Origin of the sequence: Tsukamurella sputi (assembly GCF_007858445.1) — a bacterium.
GTDB classification, from domain to species: domain Bacteria; phylum Actinomycetota; class Actinomycetes; order Mycobacteriales; family Mycobacteriaceae; genus Tsukamurella; species Tsukamurella sputi.
Genome location: NZ_VIGV01000003.1, coordinates 227,703 through 242,499, shown reverse-complemented (window position 1 = coordinate 242,499; position 14,797 = coordinate 227,703). Strand labels below are relative to the sequence as shown.

The window sequence follows — 14,797 nt, the reverse complement described above, 5'->3', positions numbered from 1 at the left end:
CCGCGCGTACGCGCACAACCCCGTGAGGTGTCCTCATGTCAGTGACCGATTCGGCGGCCGAGAACGCGCCGCCGACCGAAACCACTCGCCCCGCCGGTCCGCCGGCGCGGCCCGGGTGGCGCGCCGCGATCCTGCGGCTGCACTTCTACGCGGGCCTGCTGGTGGGCCCGTTCCTCCTGATCGCGGCGATCAGCGGCGGCCTCTACGCCGCCGCGCCCACCGTCGAGAAGTTCGTCTACGCCGACCAGTTGGAGGCACGGACGGACGGTCCCGCCCGGCCGTTGGCCGAGCAGGTCGCCGCGGCGCAGGCCTCCCGACCCGACCTGCCCCTCGCGGCGGTGCGGACCGGCGACGGCCCCGGGCTCACCACCCGCGTGCTGTTCGACGATCCGTCGCTCGCCGCCGACGGTCGCCAGCTCGCCGTGTACGTCGATCCCGCATCGGCACAGGTCCAGGGCGCTCTGCCGGTGTACGGCTCCGTCGAGGCCCTGCCGATCCGGTTCTGGATCGACCGGCTGCACGTCGACCTGCACCTCGGCGACGTGGGCCGGTTCTACAGCGAGCTGGCCGCGTCGTGGCTGTGGGTCGTCGCGCTCGGCGGCCTGTACCTGTGGTGGCGGCACCGCCGGGGCGACCCGAAGCGGATGCTGGCCTACGACCGCACGGCGAAAGGCCGCGGCGGACGGATGAGCCGGCACGCCGCGATGGGCACCTGGCTGCTCCTCGGGCTGCTGTTCTTCTCCGCGACGGGCCTGACCTGGTCCAAGTACGCGGGCGAGAACATCGGCCAGCTCCGGGCCGAGCTGGGGTGGACCAAGCCCGCGCTGTCCACCTCGCTCACGCCGGGCGGCGACCACGGGGGCGGCGGCGACCACGCCGATCACCAGATGCCGATGGCCGCGCCGAAGGTCTCTCCGGAGGTCGCCGAACAGACCCGCGCGCGGAACATCGCGGTGCTGGACCGGGCCGTCGCCGAGGCGGCGTCCCGGGGCGTCGACGGTGCCGTCCAGGTCTCCGTGCCGACGGACCCGAACGTCGCGATCACCGTCGCCCAGACCCGCCAGCCGTGGCGCATGGGCATCGACTCCGCGACGATCGATCCGGCGACCGGCCAGGTGATCACCGTGCTCGCGTTCTCCTCGTGGCCGCTCCTCGCGAAGGCGACCGAGCTGCTGATCAACACCCATATGGGATGGCAGTTCGGTCTGCTCAACCAGATCGCATTGGTTGCGTTCGCAGCGCTGCTCTGCGTCGTGATCGTGCGCGGCTACCTGATGTGGTGGCAGCGACGGCCGAAGCGGGGCGGGCTCCCGAGGCCGCCGGCACGCGGCGCGATTCGGAAGGTCGAACCGTCGCACGCGATTCCGGCGATTCTGGGCATCGCCTTCCTGGGCTGGTTCCTGCCGGTGTTCGGTGTTTCACTCCTCGTCTTCGTGCTTCTCGATCTTGCGATAGGCGTGGCTAAGAGGGGTAGGGCTAACCTAATAAATAGCCCCTGACCTGCGCAAAGGGTCGCCTTGCCTGCGTTGCACGGAACCTGGAACGGTTCTAGAGTCGGTCCCATGAAGCTCACGGATGCACTCGAAGAGAAGTTCAACGATCAGATCACGCTCGAGTTCGAGGCCTCGCTGGTCTACCGCCAGCTCGCCATCGAGATGGAGATCCGTGATCTGCCGGGCATCGCGGCGTGGCTGCGGCACCAGGCCGACGAGGAGATCGTTCACGCCAACAAGTGGATCGACCACCTCTCGGACCGCGACAACCACCCGAAGATCGGCGCCTCCGCCGCCCCGAAGGTGGACGTGAACTCCGTCCTCGACGTCTTCAACGTCGCGCTGGAGCACGAGCGTCGCGTGTCGGACTCGATCCGCGACCTGTACCGGGCCGCGAACGACGACATCGACTCGAAGAGCCTGATCCAGTGGTTCGTCAACGAGCAGGTCGAGGAAGAGGCGACGGTCAGCGAGATCGTCGGCCGCCTCAAGCTGATCGACGGTGACGGCCCCGGCCTCCTGCGTCTCGACGAGGAGCTGGGCTCGCGCCCGACTCGCACCACCGAGGCCTGATCAGACCACCTCTGCAGCCCGGGAAGCGGGGCCCTCCACATCGGAGGGTCCCGTTTTTCGCTGTCCATATCTATCCAGTCGTGCTATTTTTTGACCATGCGGCCAGAAAATGAATCGAGCAGCCAACGCTCCTTCATCGAAGAGGCACGTCGTGGCCAGATCATCGCGGCTGCCGTCGAGGTGTTGGCCGAATCCGGATTCGGCGGTGCCTCACTCGCGCGGATCGCCGAGCGCGCCGGGATCTCCAAGGGCGTCATCTCGTACCACTTCGACGGCAAGGACGAGCTGATGCGCGAGGTGGTGATCTCGCTCTACCAGAACGGTGCCGCGATGATGACTCCGCGCATCGAAGCGGCCACCAACGCCATCGGACGGATCGCCGCCTACATCGAGTCCAACATCGAGTTCCTGGGGGCCAACCGGCAGCACATCACCGCGATGATCGAGGTGGTGTACGGCCTCCGCGACGCGGACGACCGCCCCGTCTTCTCCGCCGAGGACGGCGACAACGCCTCGGTCCTCCCCCTCGCGGAACTGCTGCGCGCGGGGCAGGAATCGGGCGATTTCGGCGACTTCGACGCCTGGATCATGGCGCAACAGATCCGCGACTCGATCGACGGTGCCGCTACGCGCGCCGCCCGCGACCCCGGACTGGACCTGGCGCCGTACGCCGAGCAGATGCTCGCCCTGTACCTCCGCGCGGTGCAGCCACCGCCGCACGGATTCCCCACCGTCGCAGCGCCACCCGACCCGGAGAAGGCCCGATGACAGCACCCGACACCTCCCGTCCCGAGACCGAGACCAATTCCGCCGACGGAGCGTCCATCGCACCGTCGCCCTTCGACTACGCGACAGTCGTCCCGATCACCGTGCTCGCGGCGATCGCCGCGCTGTTCGGCGCGAGCCGCTACCACCTGTTCGGCGACGAGCTGTACTTCGTCAGCGCCGGCCATCACCTCTCCGTGAGCTACGCCGATCAGGGGCCGATCCTGCCGCTGCTCGCGCTGGTGGGCGAGGCCATGCCCGGCGACTCACTGGTGCTCTTCCGACTCCCCTCCGTCCTCATCACCCTGGTCGGGATCGTCCTGGCGGCCGCGATCGCGCGTGAGCTCGGCGGCGGACGGTTCGCGCAGGCGCTGTCCGCCCTCGCCTACGCCACGTCGACCTTCCTGCTGCTGCAGTCCTCGCTGCTCGCGACGAACGCGATCGACACCCCGCTGTGGGTCGCCATCACGTGGCTGCTGGTGCGCTGGGTGCGCACCCGGCAGGACTGGCTGCTGTTCGCCGCGGGCGTCGTCACCGCGATCGACATGCAGGTCAAGTGGCTCATCCCGATCTTCTGGGGGTGTGCCATCATCGCCTCGCTGATCTGGGGCCCGCGGGAGCTCTGGCGACGCCCGGCGCTGTGGGCCGGTGGCGCGTTCACCGTGATCACGATGATCCCCGCGCTGCTCTGGCAGGCCGAGCGCGGATGGCCCTACCTGCAGCTCACGAGTCAGGTCGCCGAGGAGAGCCAGTACGCCGGTGGCCGGCTCCTGTTCGTGCCCATCCTGCTCCTGACGGCCGGGATCCTCGGCGCCCCACTCATGATCTACGGCCTGTACGCGCTCCTGCGCTCACCCCAGCTGCGTCCCTACCGGTTCCTCGCGCCCGCCTTCGTCCTGCTGGTGGTCGTCTTCATCGCGACGGCCGGGCGGCCCTACTACCCCGGGGGCATGCTCACAGTGATCTTCGCGGCGGGCGCCGTCGCCTTCGAGCGGGTCCCCCGGCCGCGTGTGCGCTGGGTCGCCGCACCGCTGTCCGCGCTGGCGGTCGCCTTCCTGGTGATCAGTCTGCCCTTCACCCCGGAGTCCGAGATCACCGAGCCGAAGACGGTGATGGAGGCGGGCATGCAGATCTCCGTCTACGGTCAGTTCGGCTGGCCGGAGCTCACCCGGCAGGTCGAGCAATCGATCGCGGCGCTACCGGAAGCCGAACGCCCGCAAGCGATCGTGACGAGTTCCTACTGGCAGGCGTCCGCGCTCGTCTACTACGGCCACGGGCTCCCCCCGGTCTTCAGCCCGAACCGCGGTTACGGCTACTTCGGCACGCCCGAGGACTCCGCGACGACGGTGCTGTGGGTCGTGGACTCCGATGCGGAGCAGTCGAACGAGATGTGTACAGCGTCACGTGTACTGGGCCAGGTGCACCACCGGATCGGCATGCCCACCGCCTCCACCGATGTCGACATCCGCCTGTGCACGCCGCGCGCCCCGTGGTCGCAGCTGTGGCCGACGGTGCGCCGCATGTGATCACCGTCCAGCGTGGCGCAGCGACCACCAGCAGGCGGCCGCGATGGTCACCGTCAGGGCTGCGGTCGCGAGGAGCTGGTTCCGGGCCGCGGTGTCGAACATGGCCAGCACCGCGACGCCGGCGAGCAGCGCGAGCGCGAGATACGACAGGTACGGGAAGCACCACATCTTCAGTGGCAGAGCGTCCTCGGTGCCCTCGCGACGCGCACGGTTGCGCAACCGGATCTGGGAGACCGCCACGAAGGTCCAGAGCACGAGGATCGTCGAGCCGACCACGTTGAGCAACAGTGGTAGTACCTTGTCCGGGACCAGGTAGTTCAGCACCACCGTGAGGAAACCGAAGGCCACCGATGCGAGCACCGCGTTGCGCGGCACGGACCGCGCCGTCAGCGCCGAGAACGCCCTGGGCGCGGCCCCACGCTCGGACAGCGAGTGGATCATCCGGGACGCGCTGAACAACATCGCGTTGAGCGAGGACAGGAGCGCCACCACGATGATCAGCGACATCAGCCCGGCGGCGCCCGGCACGTGCGCGAGGCGGAGCACCTCGACGAACGGGCCCGTCGCGAGCGCCGGCGAGTTCCACGGCACCAGCGCGACGATGAGCAGCACCGAGCCGACGTAGAAGACGAGGATCCGCCAGACGATGGTCCGGATGGCGCGGCCGGTGTTGCGCTGCGGATCCGTGGTCTCGGCGGCGGCGATCGCGACGATCTCGGTCCCGCCGAACGCGAAGATCACGATCAACAGGCCGGCGGCGACACCGGTGATCCCCGTCGGCGCGAAGCCACCGTGGCCGAACAGGTTCGACGTCCCGGGTGAGGCGCTGCCCGGCAGCCACCCGAACAGCAGCGCGAGGCCCACGCCCAGGAACCCCAGCACCGCCAGCACCTTGACCGCGGCGAACCAGTACTCGAACGCCCCGAAGGCGCCGACACCCACCAGGTTCACCGCGGTGAAGAAGACCATGAAGCCGAATGCCGCGGCCCACTGCGGGATCAGGGGGAAGGCCGCGCCCACGATCGCGGCCGCGGCGGTCGCCTCCGCCGCCACGACGGCGACCACCTGCACCCAGTAGAGCCAGCCGATGGTCCGGCCGGCCACCGGCCCGAGCGCCTTCTCCGCGTGCACCGAGAAGGCGCCGCTCGCCGGGTCCGCGGCGACGAGCTCGCCCATCATCCGCATCACCAGGACCACGACGAGTCCCGCGATGAGGAAGGACACGGCGATCGCCGGTCCGGCGACGCCCACCGCGGCACCGGTACCGACGAAGAGCCCGGCCCCGATCGCACCGCCGAGGCTGATCATGATCAGCTGGCGCGGCTTCATGCTGCGCCGCAGATGCGTCCCCACGGCGGTCATCCCGGTCGCGGATACCGCCGGCTCCGTGGCCGGCTCGCGCGCAACGGTCATCGTCGGCCCCTCAGACGAGCTGGTCGAGGGCGATCTCGAACGCGGTGGCGGCCACCAGCGTCGAGGCGGAGGAGCGGGCGCGGCAACGCTCGAGCGCGGTGCCGACGGTGCGGGAGACGTCGCCGAAGATCGACTCGTCCGAGACCTCCACCTCACCCGCCATGAGCATCGCGAAGGCGCGGGCCATGCCGCAGTTCGCGATGAAGTCGGGGATCACGGCAACCTGCTGGTCGGCGTGCTCGTAGATCGGTCCGTAGAAGATCTCGGGATCGGCGAAGGGCACGTTCGCGCCCGAGGCGACCACCTCGAGTCCCGCGCCGATCATCGCATCCACCTGCTCGCGGGTCACGAGACGCGATGCGGCGCAGGGCAGGAACACCTCGGCACCCACCGACCAGATGCGCTCGGAGGCCTCGGCGAAGCTCAGCTGGTCGTCGGCGACGAGCTGGTTGCCACGCTTGGCGAGGAACAGCTCCGTCACCTCGGCCACGGTCAGGCCCTCGGGCCGGATGATCCCGCCATCGCGGTCCAGGATCCCGACGATGCGCGCCCCGGCGCGCGCCGCGTAGTACGCCGCGGCGGCACCCACGTTGCCCCAGCCCTGCAGGATGATGCGCTTGCCCTCGAGCGAGCCGCCGTACACGCGGTAGAAGTGTCGTACGGACTCCGCGACACCCCAGCCGGTGATGAGATCGGCGACGCTGTATCGGCGTCCGTGATCCGGTGTGAACCGCGGGTCCTCGACGATCTTCGCGACGCCGAGCCGCAGTTGACCGACCCGCTGGACGTGATCGCGGCCGTCGGCGGCGAAGTGCCCGTTGACCACCCCTTCCTGCGGGTGCCACAGGCCGTAGCTCTCCGTGATCGGGACGACCTCAAGCTTCTCGTCGACGTTGAGGTCGCCGCCCGTGCCGTAGTAGGCCTTGAGCAGCGGCGTCACCGCCTTGAACCAGCGCCGCAGCACCTCGTCCTTGCGCGGGTCGGTGGGGTCGAAGTCGATGCCGGACTTCGCGCCGCCGATCGCGGGGCCGGCCACAGTGAACTTCACCTCCATCGTCTTGGCGAGGGATTCGACCTCCCGGCGATCCAGGCCCCGGCGCATCCGCGTGCCTCCGCCCGCCGCGCCGCCGCGCAGCGAGTTGATGACGGTCCAGCCGCGGGCGGAGGTCTCGGGATCGTGCCATTCGAAGACCACCTCGGGCGCCTTCGCTTCGAATCGGGTGAGCAGCTGCTTCATGTCGCTCCTAGGGGCTGCAGGGCAATAATGTGAACGAGCTCACTGTGGAAGCCCAGCAGTGACGCACGCAACACATGCGCGGTCGATCGCACACAGTGCGCACCGAATGCCCAGTTCGGGTCGCCGGAACTGAGCAATATGTTCAGCCGCGGTAGCGCGGAGCCCGGGAGACGGGCCGCGCGTCCAGGGTCCGCAACAACGGCATGGCCCGGAAGGACACGATCTCGGACAGGACGACGATGCTGACGGATCGGGCGACGAGCGGCGACCGGCCGATCCGCAGCAACGTCTCCTGCAGGCCCTGATGCGACGCGGCCGCCACCCGGCACAGCACGTCGCTCGCACCGGTGGTCGCGAAGGCCTCCAGCACGTTCGGGATCGCGGCCAGCTCGTCCGCGACGGCGCTCAACTCACCCTGCGCCGTCTCCAGCTGAACGAAGCACTGCACCCCGAAGCCCGCCGAGGTCACGTCGAGATGCGGCTCGTACCCCGCGATCACGCCGGCCTCCTCCAATTTCTTCAGCCGCGCCTGCACCGTCGCGCGCGCCACCCCGACCCGCCGCGAGGTCTCCAGCACACCGATCTGCGGGTCCCGGTTCAGGGAGTCCAAGAGCGCGAAGTCGATGTCGTCCAGCTTCAGGGATTCGACCATCATGCCCACCTTTCTAGTCGATCTGCCTAGATCAAACTCGATTTCGGTAGTCACGCCCGGCAGACTGGGCAATTCCAGCTATCGACATTGCCAGCGGCACCCACGGCGACCGATCGTAGTGACGCACGTTACATCCAGCCCGGAAGGTGACCATCCATGACGACGCACATCGACGCCGCGCAGACCTCGCTCGAGCAGACCCTCACCGACGAGGAGAGGCTCGCCGGCCTCGACGCCGCCCAGCTCCAGCAGCTCGTCGGCCTCGTCTCGCACGATCCCGAGCGCGACCCGTTCCCCGTGAGCGGCTGGGACGCCATCGTCTTCGTCGTCGGCAACGCCACCCAGACCGCGCACTACTACCAGTCCGCGTGGGGCATGGAGCTCGTCGGCTACCGCGGCCCCGAGCAGGGCCAGCGCGACCACAAGGCCTACGTCCTGCGGTCGGGCTCGATCCGGTTCGTCGTCAAGGGCGCCGTCAGCCCGGACAGCCCGCTGGTGCAGCATCACGCGCGGCACGGCGACGGCGTCGTCGACATCTCCCTCGAGGTCCCCGACGTCGACCGGTGCATCGCGCACGCCCGTGCCTCGGGTGCCACCGTCGTCGAGGAGCCGCACGACGTCACCGACGAGCACGGCACGGTCCGCATCGGCGCGATCGCCACGTACGGCGAGACCAGGCACACCCTCGTCCAGCGCGTCGTCGGCGGTACCCGGTACGACGGTGCCTACCTCCCCGGTTACGTGCCCGCGTCCAGCACCTACCGCAAGCGCGACGGTGCCCCCAAGCGCATCTTCCAGGCGCTGGACCACATCGTCGGGAACGTGGAGCTCGGCCGGATGGACGAGTGGGTCGGCTTCTACAACCGCGTCATGGGCTTCACCAACATGGCCGAGTTCATCGGCGACGACATCGCCACCGACTACTCGGCGCTGATGTCCAAAGTGGTCGCGAACGGCAATCACCGGGTGAAGTTCCCCCTCAACGAGCCCGCGATCGCCCAGAAGAAGTCGCAGATCGACGAGTACCTCGAGTTCTACGACGGCCCGGGCGCCCAGCACCTCGCCGTCGCCACCGGCGACATCCTCACCGCCGTCGACCAGCTTCGCGCCGAGGGCGTCGAGTTCCTCAATACTCCCGATGCCTACTACGACGACCCGGAGCTGCGCGCCCGCATCGGGCAGGTACGGGTCCCCGTCGAGGAGCTCCAGAAGCGAGGCATCCTGGTCGACCGCGACGAGGACGGCTACCTGCTGCAGATCTTCACCAAGCCCACGGGCGACCGCCCCACCGTCTTCTTCGAGATCATCGAGCGACACGGCTCGCTGGGCTTCGGGAAGGGCAACTTCAAGGCCCTGTTCGAGGCCATCGAGCGCGAACAGGACCGCCGCGGCAATCTCTGACACTTCTTTCCAGGAGGGTTCTCATGGCCTACTACCGCAGCATCGGCACGATTCCGCCCAAGCGCCATACCCAGTTCCGTCGCGAGGACGGCGAGCTGTATTACGAGGAGCTGGTCGGCGAGGAGGGTTTCTCCAGCGATTCCTCGCTGCTCTACCACCGCGGCATCCCGTCGGCCATCACCTCGGCGGAGCCGTGGGAGCCCGGCGACCTCGGCCTCGTCCCGAACGCGCCGTTGCTGCCCCGGCACCTGCGCCTGCACGAGCTGTTCGACGGTGCCGCCTCCGCCGCGTCCGACGTCGTCACCGGCCGGCGCCTGGTGCTGGGCAACGCCGACGTGCGGATCTCGTACGTGGCCGCGGGGGCACCGTCGCCCCTGTACCGCAACGCGATCGGCGACGAGTGCGTCTTCATCGAGAACGGGTCCGGCACCGTCGAGACCGTCTTCGGTGCACTCTCCTTCCGCACCGGGGACTACGTCCTGATGCCCCGGGCAACCACCCACCGCTGGCTGCCGGCCGAAGGAACAACGGTGCGCGCCTACGTGATCGAGGCGTGCGGCGGGGGCGGGGGCCACATCGCCCCGCCGAAGCGGTACCTCTCGCGGTACGGCCAGCTGCTCGAGCACGCGCCCTTCTGCGAGCGGGACCTGCACGGCCCGGCGGAGCCCCTGCTTCGCGAGGGAGCCGACGTGGAGGTCCTGGTCAAGCATCGCGCCGCTAGCGGCGTCAGCGGCACCCGGTACGTCGTGCCCACGCACCCGTTCGACGTGGTCGGCTGGGACGGCTGCCTGTACCCGTACACCTTCAACGTCGAGGACTTCGAGCCGATCACCGGCCGGATCCACCAGCCGCCGCCGGTGCACCAGGTCTTCGAGGGACAGAACTTCGTGATCTGTAATTTCGTGCCGCGCAAGGTCGATTACCACCCCCTGTCGATCCCGGTGCCCTACTACCACTCGAACGTCGACTCCGACGAGGTGATGTTCTACGTGGCCGGCGACTACGAGGCGCGCAAAGGCACCGGCATCGGCCCGGGATCGATCTCGCTGCACCCGGGCGGCCACGCGCACGGACCCCAGCCGGGCGCGATGGAGGGGAGCATCGGCCTCGAGCGGTTCGACGAGCTGGCCGTGATGGTCGATACCTTCGCGCCGCTGCAGCTGGGCGAGGGCGCGCGCGCCACGGACGACGGTGTCTACTACCGCAGTTGGTCACGATGAGCGCGCTCCTGGCCGGGCTCGTCGACGACGCGGGCCTGTTCCCGCCGACGGCACTGCCGATGGTGGAGGCGATCGCGCGGCACCGTCGGGACCTGGAATCCGGCGAGCCGATGCTCGCGCACCGGTTCCTGTGTCCGGCCACGCGGATCGACGAGCTGCGCTCGACCCTCGGGCCGGACGACCGAATCAGCCTCGGGCTCATCGCCTCCGACGACGGAGCCCTGACCGCCGCTGCTGCCGTGGTCGACGCCGATCCGCGCCTGCGGCCGGCACTGATCGAGATCACCGTTGATCCGGGCGATCTCGAGACCTCGCTGCGGGCTGCCACCGCGTACGGCGTCCCGGTCTTCGTCGAGGTCCGCGACCGTTCCGACTCGCCCCGTCTCGCCTCCGTGATCGCGGGACACGACGCGGGACTGAAGATCCGCTGCGGCGGAGTGCGTTCCGACCTTTTCCCCACCCCGGCCGAGGTCGCGGACGCCCTGACGGCCGCTGCTGCGGCCGGCGTGCCCGTCAAGGCGACCGCCGGCATGCATCACGCGGTGCGCCATCGGGACCCGGACACGGGATTCGTCCACCACGGCTACCTCAACCTGGTGATCGGTGCTGCACGCGCCGCGGAGGGGGCGTCCGCCGCGGACGTCGCGGACGCCCTGTCGATCACCGATGGCACCGCCCTCGCCGCCGAGGCCTCGGCCCTCGAGCCCGATGCCGCTGCCGCGGCCCGCCGCCTCCTCACCTCGTACGGGTCCTGCAGCACCGCGACCCCTCCGGCCGAGGCCGCCGAGCTCGGCCTCGCCCCGTCGGCCTCCGCACTCCCCCTATCCGAAGGAACACGATCGTGACCACCACCTGGGCCCCCGTGCCGTTCGGCTCCGGCTTCGGCGTCGACAATCTGCCCTACGGCGTCTTCCGCCCCGTGGCCGGTGCCGCGCGCGTGGGCGTACGCATCGGCGACCACGTGCTCGACCTCGCGGCCGCTCTGCGCGACGAGGTCTTCGCAGCACCGTCGCTCAACGGCTTCCTCGCCCGCGGACGTGCGGCCTGGCGCGCGACGCGGGCCGAGATCGTCGCATTGCTCACCGATCCCGCGCGCGAGGCGGCGAACGCCGCGCACCTGTACGCGCTGGCGGAGGTGGCGCTGCAGCTCCCCTTCGAGGTGGCCGATTACGTCGACTTCTACGCCAGCGAGCACCACGCCACCAACCTCGGCCGGCTGTTCCGGCCGGACTCCGACGCTCTCCTGCCGAACTGGAAGCACCTGCCCGTCGGCTACCACGGTCGCGCGGGCACCGTCGTCGCGTCCGGGACGCCCGTGGTCCGGCCGTGCGGACAGCGGAAGGCACCGTCGGACGACACCCCGACCTTCGGGCCGTCCGTGCGCCTGGACATCGAGGCCGAGCTGGGCTTCGTGGTCGGCGCGCCGAGTGCGCTCGGAAGCACTGTCGGCACTGGCGATTTCGCTGATCACGTCTTCGGGGTGTGCGTGGTCAACGACTGGTCCGCGCGCGACATCCAGGCCTGGGAGTACGTTCCGCTGGGCCCCTTCCTCGGCAAGAGCTTCGCCACGTCGATCTCGCACTGGATCACGCCGCTGGAGGCCGTGGAGGCCGCGCGCGTGGCGACGCCCACCCAGTCGCCGGAGCCGCTCCCTCACCTCCGCGACACCGAGAGGTGGGGCCTGGACATCGATCTCGAGGTGGAGCTGTGCGGCACCGTCGTCTCCCGCCCGCCCTACGCGCAGATGTACTGGTCCCCGGCGCAGATGCTGGCGCACATGACCTCGAACGGCGCGAGCCTGCGCACCGGCGACCTGTTCGCCTCCGGCACCGTGTCCGGGCCGGAGCCGGGCCAACGCGGCTCGTTCATCGAACTCACCTGGAACGGCGCGGAGCCGCTACGCCTGCCCGACGGTGCCGAGCGCACCTTCCTCGAGGACGGCGACGTCGTGACCCTCCGCGCCACCGCGCCCGGCCCGAACGGCACCCGCCTCGCCCTCGGCGAGGTCACCGCGACCATCGCCGCCGCCCGGGCCTGACGCACACCGTCGACGCCCCTAGAGGGACGGATGGCTCCCCATGTCCATGGACATGGGGAGCCATCCGTCGCTCTGGGGAGTGCACGCCCCGCTAGGGGCGGACCACCCGGTTCAGACCAGCAGTTCCGCGATCTGCACCGTGTTCAGCGCGGCGCCCTTGCGCAGGTTGTCGCCGCTGATGAACAGGGCGAGGCCGCGGCCCTCGGGCACGCCCGGATCCTGGCGGATGCGGCCGACCAGCGAATCGTCGGCACCCGCGGCGGCGAGCGGCGTCGGTACGTCGACGAGCTTGACCCCCGGGGCGGAGCCCAGCAGCTCCTGCGCCCGCGCCACCGACAGCGGCTTCGCGAACTCGGCGTTGATCGACAGCGAGTGGCCGGTGAGCACCGGTACGCGCACGCAGGTGCCCGAGACCAGCAGGTCCGGCAGGCCCAGGATCTTGCGCGACTCGTTGCGCAGCTTCTGGTCCTCGTCGGTCTCGCCGGAGCCGTCGTCCACGATCGAACCGGCCAGCGGCAGCACGTTGAAGGCGATCGGCGCGACGTACTTGTTCGGCGCGGGGAAGTCCACGGCCGAGCCGTCGTGCACCAGCTTCTCCGCCTGCGGCTCGACGGCGCGCACCTGGGAGACGAGCTCCTCGACGCCGGCCAGGCCCGAACCGGAGACCGCCTGGTAGGAGGAGACGATGAGTCGCTGCAGGCCCGCCTCGTCGTGCAGCACCTTGAGCACCGGCATCGCGGCCATCGTGGTGCAGTTGGGGTTGGCGATGATGCCCTTCTTCAGGTCGCGGACCTGCTCCGGGTTCACCTCCGAGACCACCAGCGGAACGTCGGGATCCTTGCGGAAGGCGCTCGAGTTGTCGATCACCGTCACGCCGGCGGCGGCGAACCGCGGCGCCTGGACGCGCGACATGGTGGCGCCGGCGCTGAACAGCGCGATGTCGAGGCCCGTCGGATCGGCGGTCTCGGCGTCCTCGACGACGATCTCGCGATCCCCGAAGGGCAGCTTCTTACCCGCGGACCGCGAGGACGCGAAGAACCGCACCTCGTCGGCCGGGAAGTCCCGGTCCAGCAGCAGCTGGCGCATGACGGCGCCCACCTGACCGGTGGCGCCGACCACTCCTACGCGTACACCCATGACCTATCGCCCCGTTCCGCCGTACACGACGGCCTCTTCGTCCGCACCCAGGCCGAAGGCGTCGTGCAGCACCTTGACGGCCTCGTCGAGCTCGGTGTCGCGGATCAGCACCGAGATGCGGATCTCCGAAGTGGAGATCAGCTCGATGTTGATGCCCGCCGTCGACAGCGCCTCGCAGAACGTGGCGGTGACGCCGGGGTGGCTCTTCATGCCGGCGCCCACGAGGGAGACCTTGCCGACGTGGTCGTCGTAGACCACCGAGTCGAAGCCGATCTCGCGGCGCAGGGCCTCGAGCTTCTCGACGCCCAGCGGGCCGAGCTCGCGCGGCAGAGTGAAGGTGATGTCGGTGCGGCCCGTGTCCACCTTGGACACGTTCTGCAGCACCATGTCGATGTTGATCTCGGCGTCGGCGATGGCGCGGAAGACGCGGGCCGCGTAACCCGGCTTGTCCTCCAGGCCGACGACGGTGATCTTCGCCTCGCTCCGATCGTGGGCGACGCCGGTGAGAATTGCCTCTTCCACGGGGATGTCCTCCATTGATCCGGCGACGATGGTGCCGGGCTTGGTCGAGTACGACGAGCGCACGTGAACGGGAACGTTGTAGCGGCGCGCGTACTCCACGCACCGGAGCATGAGCACCTTGGCGCCGCACGCCGCCATCTCGAGCATCTCCTCGAAGGAGACCTTCTCGAGGTGCTTGGCGTTGGGCACGATGCGCGGGTCGGCGGTGTAGATGCCGTCGACATCGGTGTAGATCTCGCAGACGTCGGCGTTCAGCGCGGCCGCGAGGGCCACGGCGGTCGTATCGGAGCCGCCACGGCCGAGCGTGGTGACGTCCTTGGTGTCCTGCGAGACGCCCTGGAAGCCCGCGACGAGGACGATCTTGCCGTCGTCGATGGCGGCCTGGACGCGCCCGGGCGTGACGTCGATGATCTTCGCCGCGCCGTGCCGGCTGGTGGTGATGACGCCGGCCTGCGAGCCCGTGAAGGACTGCGCCTCGGCGCCGAGCGAATGGATGGCCATCGCGACGAGCGCGTTGGAGATGCGCTCGCCCGAGGTGAGCAGCATGTCCATCTCGCGGGCGGGCGGCGCGGGGCACACCTGGTTGGCGAGATCGAGCAGCTCATCGGTGGTATCGCCCATCGCGGACACGACGACGACGACGTCGTTGCCCGCGCGCTTGGTCTCGACGATCCGTTCGGCCACGCGCCGGATGCGCTCGGCGGAGGAGACGGAGCTGCCTCCGTACTTCTGGACGACGAGTGCCACGTGGAACCTCTCCGTTGCGGTCTTCGATGTGCGTGTCGATCCTACCGACCTGGGTTCTTCGGCCGGGAGGGCA

13 protein-coding genes are annotated in these 14,797 nt (G+C 69.6%); 8 read left to right on the top strand and 5 right to left on the bottom strand.

Annotated elements, in window-relative coordinates; translation table 11 throughout:
* Positions 1–35: 35 nt before the first annotated feature.
* The 4 genes from FK268_RS10645 (at position 36) to FK268_RS10630 (ending at position 4,357) form a co-directional block, all read left to right on the top strand.
* On the top strand, positions 36–1,499 hold the full coding sequence (locus FK268_RS10645) for a PepSY-associated TM helix domain-containing protein (RefSeq protein WP_146433841.1): 1,464 nt from the start codon (positions 36–38) through the stop codon (positions 1,497–1,499).
* Between the two features lie 63 nt (positions 1,500–1,562).
* A complete protein-coding gene (locus tag FK268_RS10640) occupies positions 1,563–2,066 on the top strand; it encodes a ferritin (RefSeq protein WP_146433839.1) in 504 nt (167 codons plus the stop codon).
* A 96-nt stretch (positions 2,067–2,162) separates the two neighbouring features.
* Positions 2,163–2,834, top strand: coding sequence for a TetR/AcrR family transcriptional regulator (locus FK268_RS10635; RefSeq protein WP_146433837.1), 672 nt, complete (start codon positions 2,163–2,165; stop codon positions 2,832–2,834).
* The gene (locus tag FK268_RS10630; RefSeq protein ID WP_146433835.1) at positions 2,831–4,357 is read left to right on the top strand and encodes an ArnT family glycosyltransferase; all 1,527 of its coding nucleotides are present in this window, start codon (positions 2,831–2,833) and stop codon (positions 4,355–4,357) included. The genes FK268_RS10635 and FK268_RS10630 overlap by 4 nt, the downstream gene beginning before the upstream one ends.
* Here the strand turns inward: FK268_RS10630 and FK268_RS10625 are convergent, their stop codons facing one another.
* The 3 genes from FK268_RS10625 to FK268_RS10615 all read right to left on the bottom strand — a co-directional run bounded on the left by FK268_RS10625 (position 4,358) and on the right by FK268_RS10615 (position 7,659).
* A complete protein-coding gene (locus FK268_RS10625; protein ID WP_146434524.1) occupies positions 4,358–5,719 on the bottom strand; it encodes an amino acid permease in 1,362 nt (453 codons plus the stop codon).
* 61 nt (positions 5,720–5,780) lie between these two features.
* Positions 5,781–7,007 (bottom strand): Glu/Leu/Phe/Val dehydrogenase dimerization domain-containing protein, encoded by a 1,227-nt coding sequence (locus FK268_RS10620; RefSeq protein WP_146433833.1) that lies wholly within the window; start codon positions 7,005–7,007, stop codon positions 5,781–5,783.
* A gap of 142 nt (positions 7,008–7,149) precedes the next feature.
* A complete protein-coding gene (locus FK268_RS10615; RefSeq protein ID WP_146434522.1) occupies positions 7,150–7,659 on the bottom strand; it encodes an Lrp/AsnC family transcriptional regulator in 510 nt (169 codons plus the stop codon).
* Positions 7,660–7,815: 156 nt separating this feature from the next.
* Here FK268_RS10615 and hppD point away from each other — a divergent pair, with 156 nt between their 5' ends.
* Genes hppD through fahA form a run of 4 tightly spaced genes read left to right on the top strand, consistent with a single transcriptional unit; the run spans position 7,816 to position 12,318 of the window.
* Complete coding sequence (gene hppD / locus FK268_RS10610) at positions 7,816–9,060, top strand: 4-hydroxyphenylpyruvate dioxygenase (RefSeq protein ID WP_146433831.1); 1,245 nt, start codon at positions 7,816–7,818, stop codon at positions 9,058–9,060.
* A 23-nt stretch (positions 9,061–9,083) separates the two neighbouring features.
* Positions 9,084–10,280 (top strand): homogentisate 1,2-dioxygenase, encoded by a 1,197-nt coding sequence (locus FK268_RS10605; protein WP_146433829.1) that lies wholly within the window; start codon positions 9,084–9,086, stop codon positions 10,278–10,280.
* A complete protein-coding gene (locus FK268_RS10600) occupies positions 10,277–11,125 on the top strand; it encodes a hypothetical protein (RefSeq protein WP_146433827.1) in 849 nt (282 codons plus the stop codon). Before FK268_RS10605 ends, FK268_RS10600 begins: the two co-directional genes overlap by 4 nt.
* Entirely contained in the window at positions 11,122–12,318 is a 1,197-nt protein-coding gene (gene fahA / locus FK268_RS10595; protein WP_231707025.1) for a fumarylacetoacetase, read from the top strand. The genes FK268_RS10600 and fahA overlap by 4 nt, the downstream gene beginning before the upstream one ends.
* 111 nt (positions 12,319–12,429) lie before the next feature.
* Here fahA and FK268_RS10590 read toward each other — a convergent pair whose 3' ends face one another.
* Entirely contained in the window at positions 12,430–13,455 is a 1,026-nt protein-coding gene (locus FK268_RS10590; RefSeq protein ID WP_146433824.1) for an aspartate-semialdehyde dehydrogenase, read from the bottom strand.
* A gap of 3 nt (positions 13,456–13,458) precedes the next feature.
* Positions 13,459–14,724, bottom strand: a complete 1,266-nt coding sequence (locus FK268_RS10585; RefSeq protein WP_146433822.1) for an aspartate kinase — start codon at positions 14,722–14,724, stop codon at positions 13,459–13,461.
* Positions 14,725–14,797 lie beyond the last annotated feature (73 nt).

Excerpts from the sequence above, each read along its gene's own strand:
- FK268_RS10645 (WP_146433841.1), top strand. The coding sequence starts at position 36 with ATGTCAGTGACCGATTCGGCGGCCGAGAACGCGCCGCCGACCGAAACC.
- FK268_RS10640 (WP_146433839.1), top strand. The coding sequence starts at position 1,563 with ATGAAGCTCACGGATGCACTCGAAGAGAAGTTCAACGATCAGATCACG.
- FK268_RS10635 (WP_146433837.1), top strand. The coding sequence starts at position 2,163 with ATGCGGCCAGAAAATGAATCGAGCAGCCAACGCTCCTTCATCGAAGAG.
- FK268_RS10630 (WP_146433835.1), top strand. The coding sequence starts at position 2,831 with ATGACAGCACCCGACACCTCCCGTCCCGAGACCGAGACCAATTCCGCC.
- FK268_RS10625 (WP_146434524.1), bottom strand. The coding sequence starts at position 5,719 with ATGACCGCCGTGGGGACGCATCTGCGGCGCAGCATGAAGCCGCGCCAG.
- FK268_RS10620 (WP_146433833.1), bottom strand. The coding sequence starts at position 7,007 with ATGAAGCAGCTGCTCACCCGATTCGAAGCGAAGGCGCCCGAGGTGGTC.
- FK268_RS10615 (WP_146434522.1), bottom strand. The coding sequence starts at position 7,659 with ATGGTCGAATCCCTGAAGCTGGACGACATCGACTTCGCGCTCTTGGAC.
- hppD (WP_146433831.1), top strand. The coding sequence starts at position 7,816 with ATGACGACGCACATCGACGCCGCGCAGACCTCGCTCGAGCAGACCCTC.
- FK268_RS10605 (WP_146433829.1), top strand. The coding sequence starts at position 9,084 with ATGGCCTACTACCGCAGCATCGGCACGATTCCGCCCAAGCGCCATACC.
- FK268_RS10600 (WP_146433827.1), top strand. The coding sequence starts at position 10,277 with ATGAGCGCGCTCCTGGCCGGGCTCGTCGACGACGCGGGCCTGTTCCCG.
- FK268_RS10590 (WP_146433824.1), bottom strand. The coding sequence starts at position 13,455 with ATGGGTGTACGCGTAGGAGTGGTCGGCGCCACCGGTCAGGTGGGCGCC.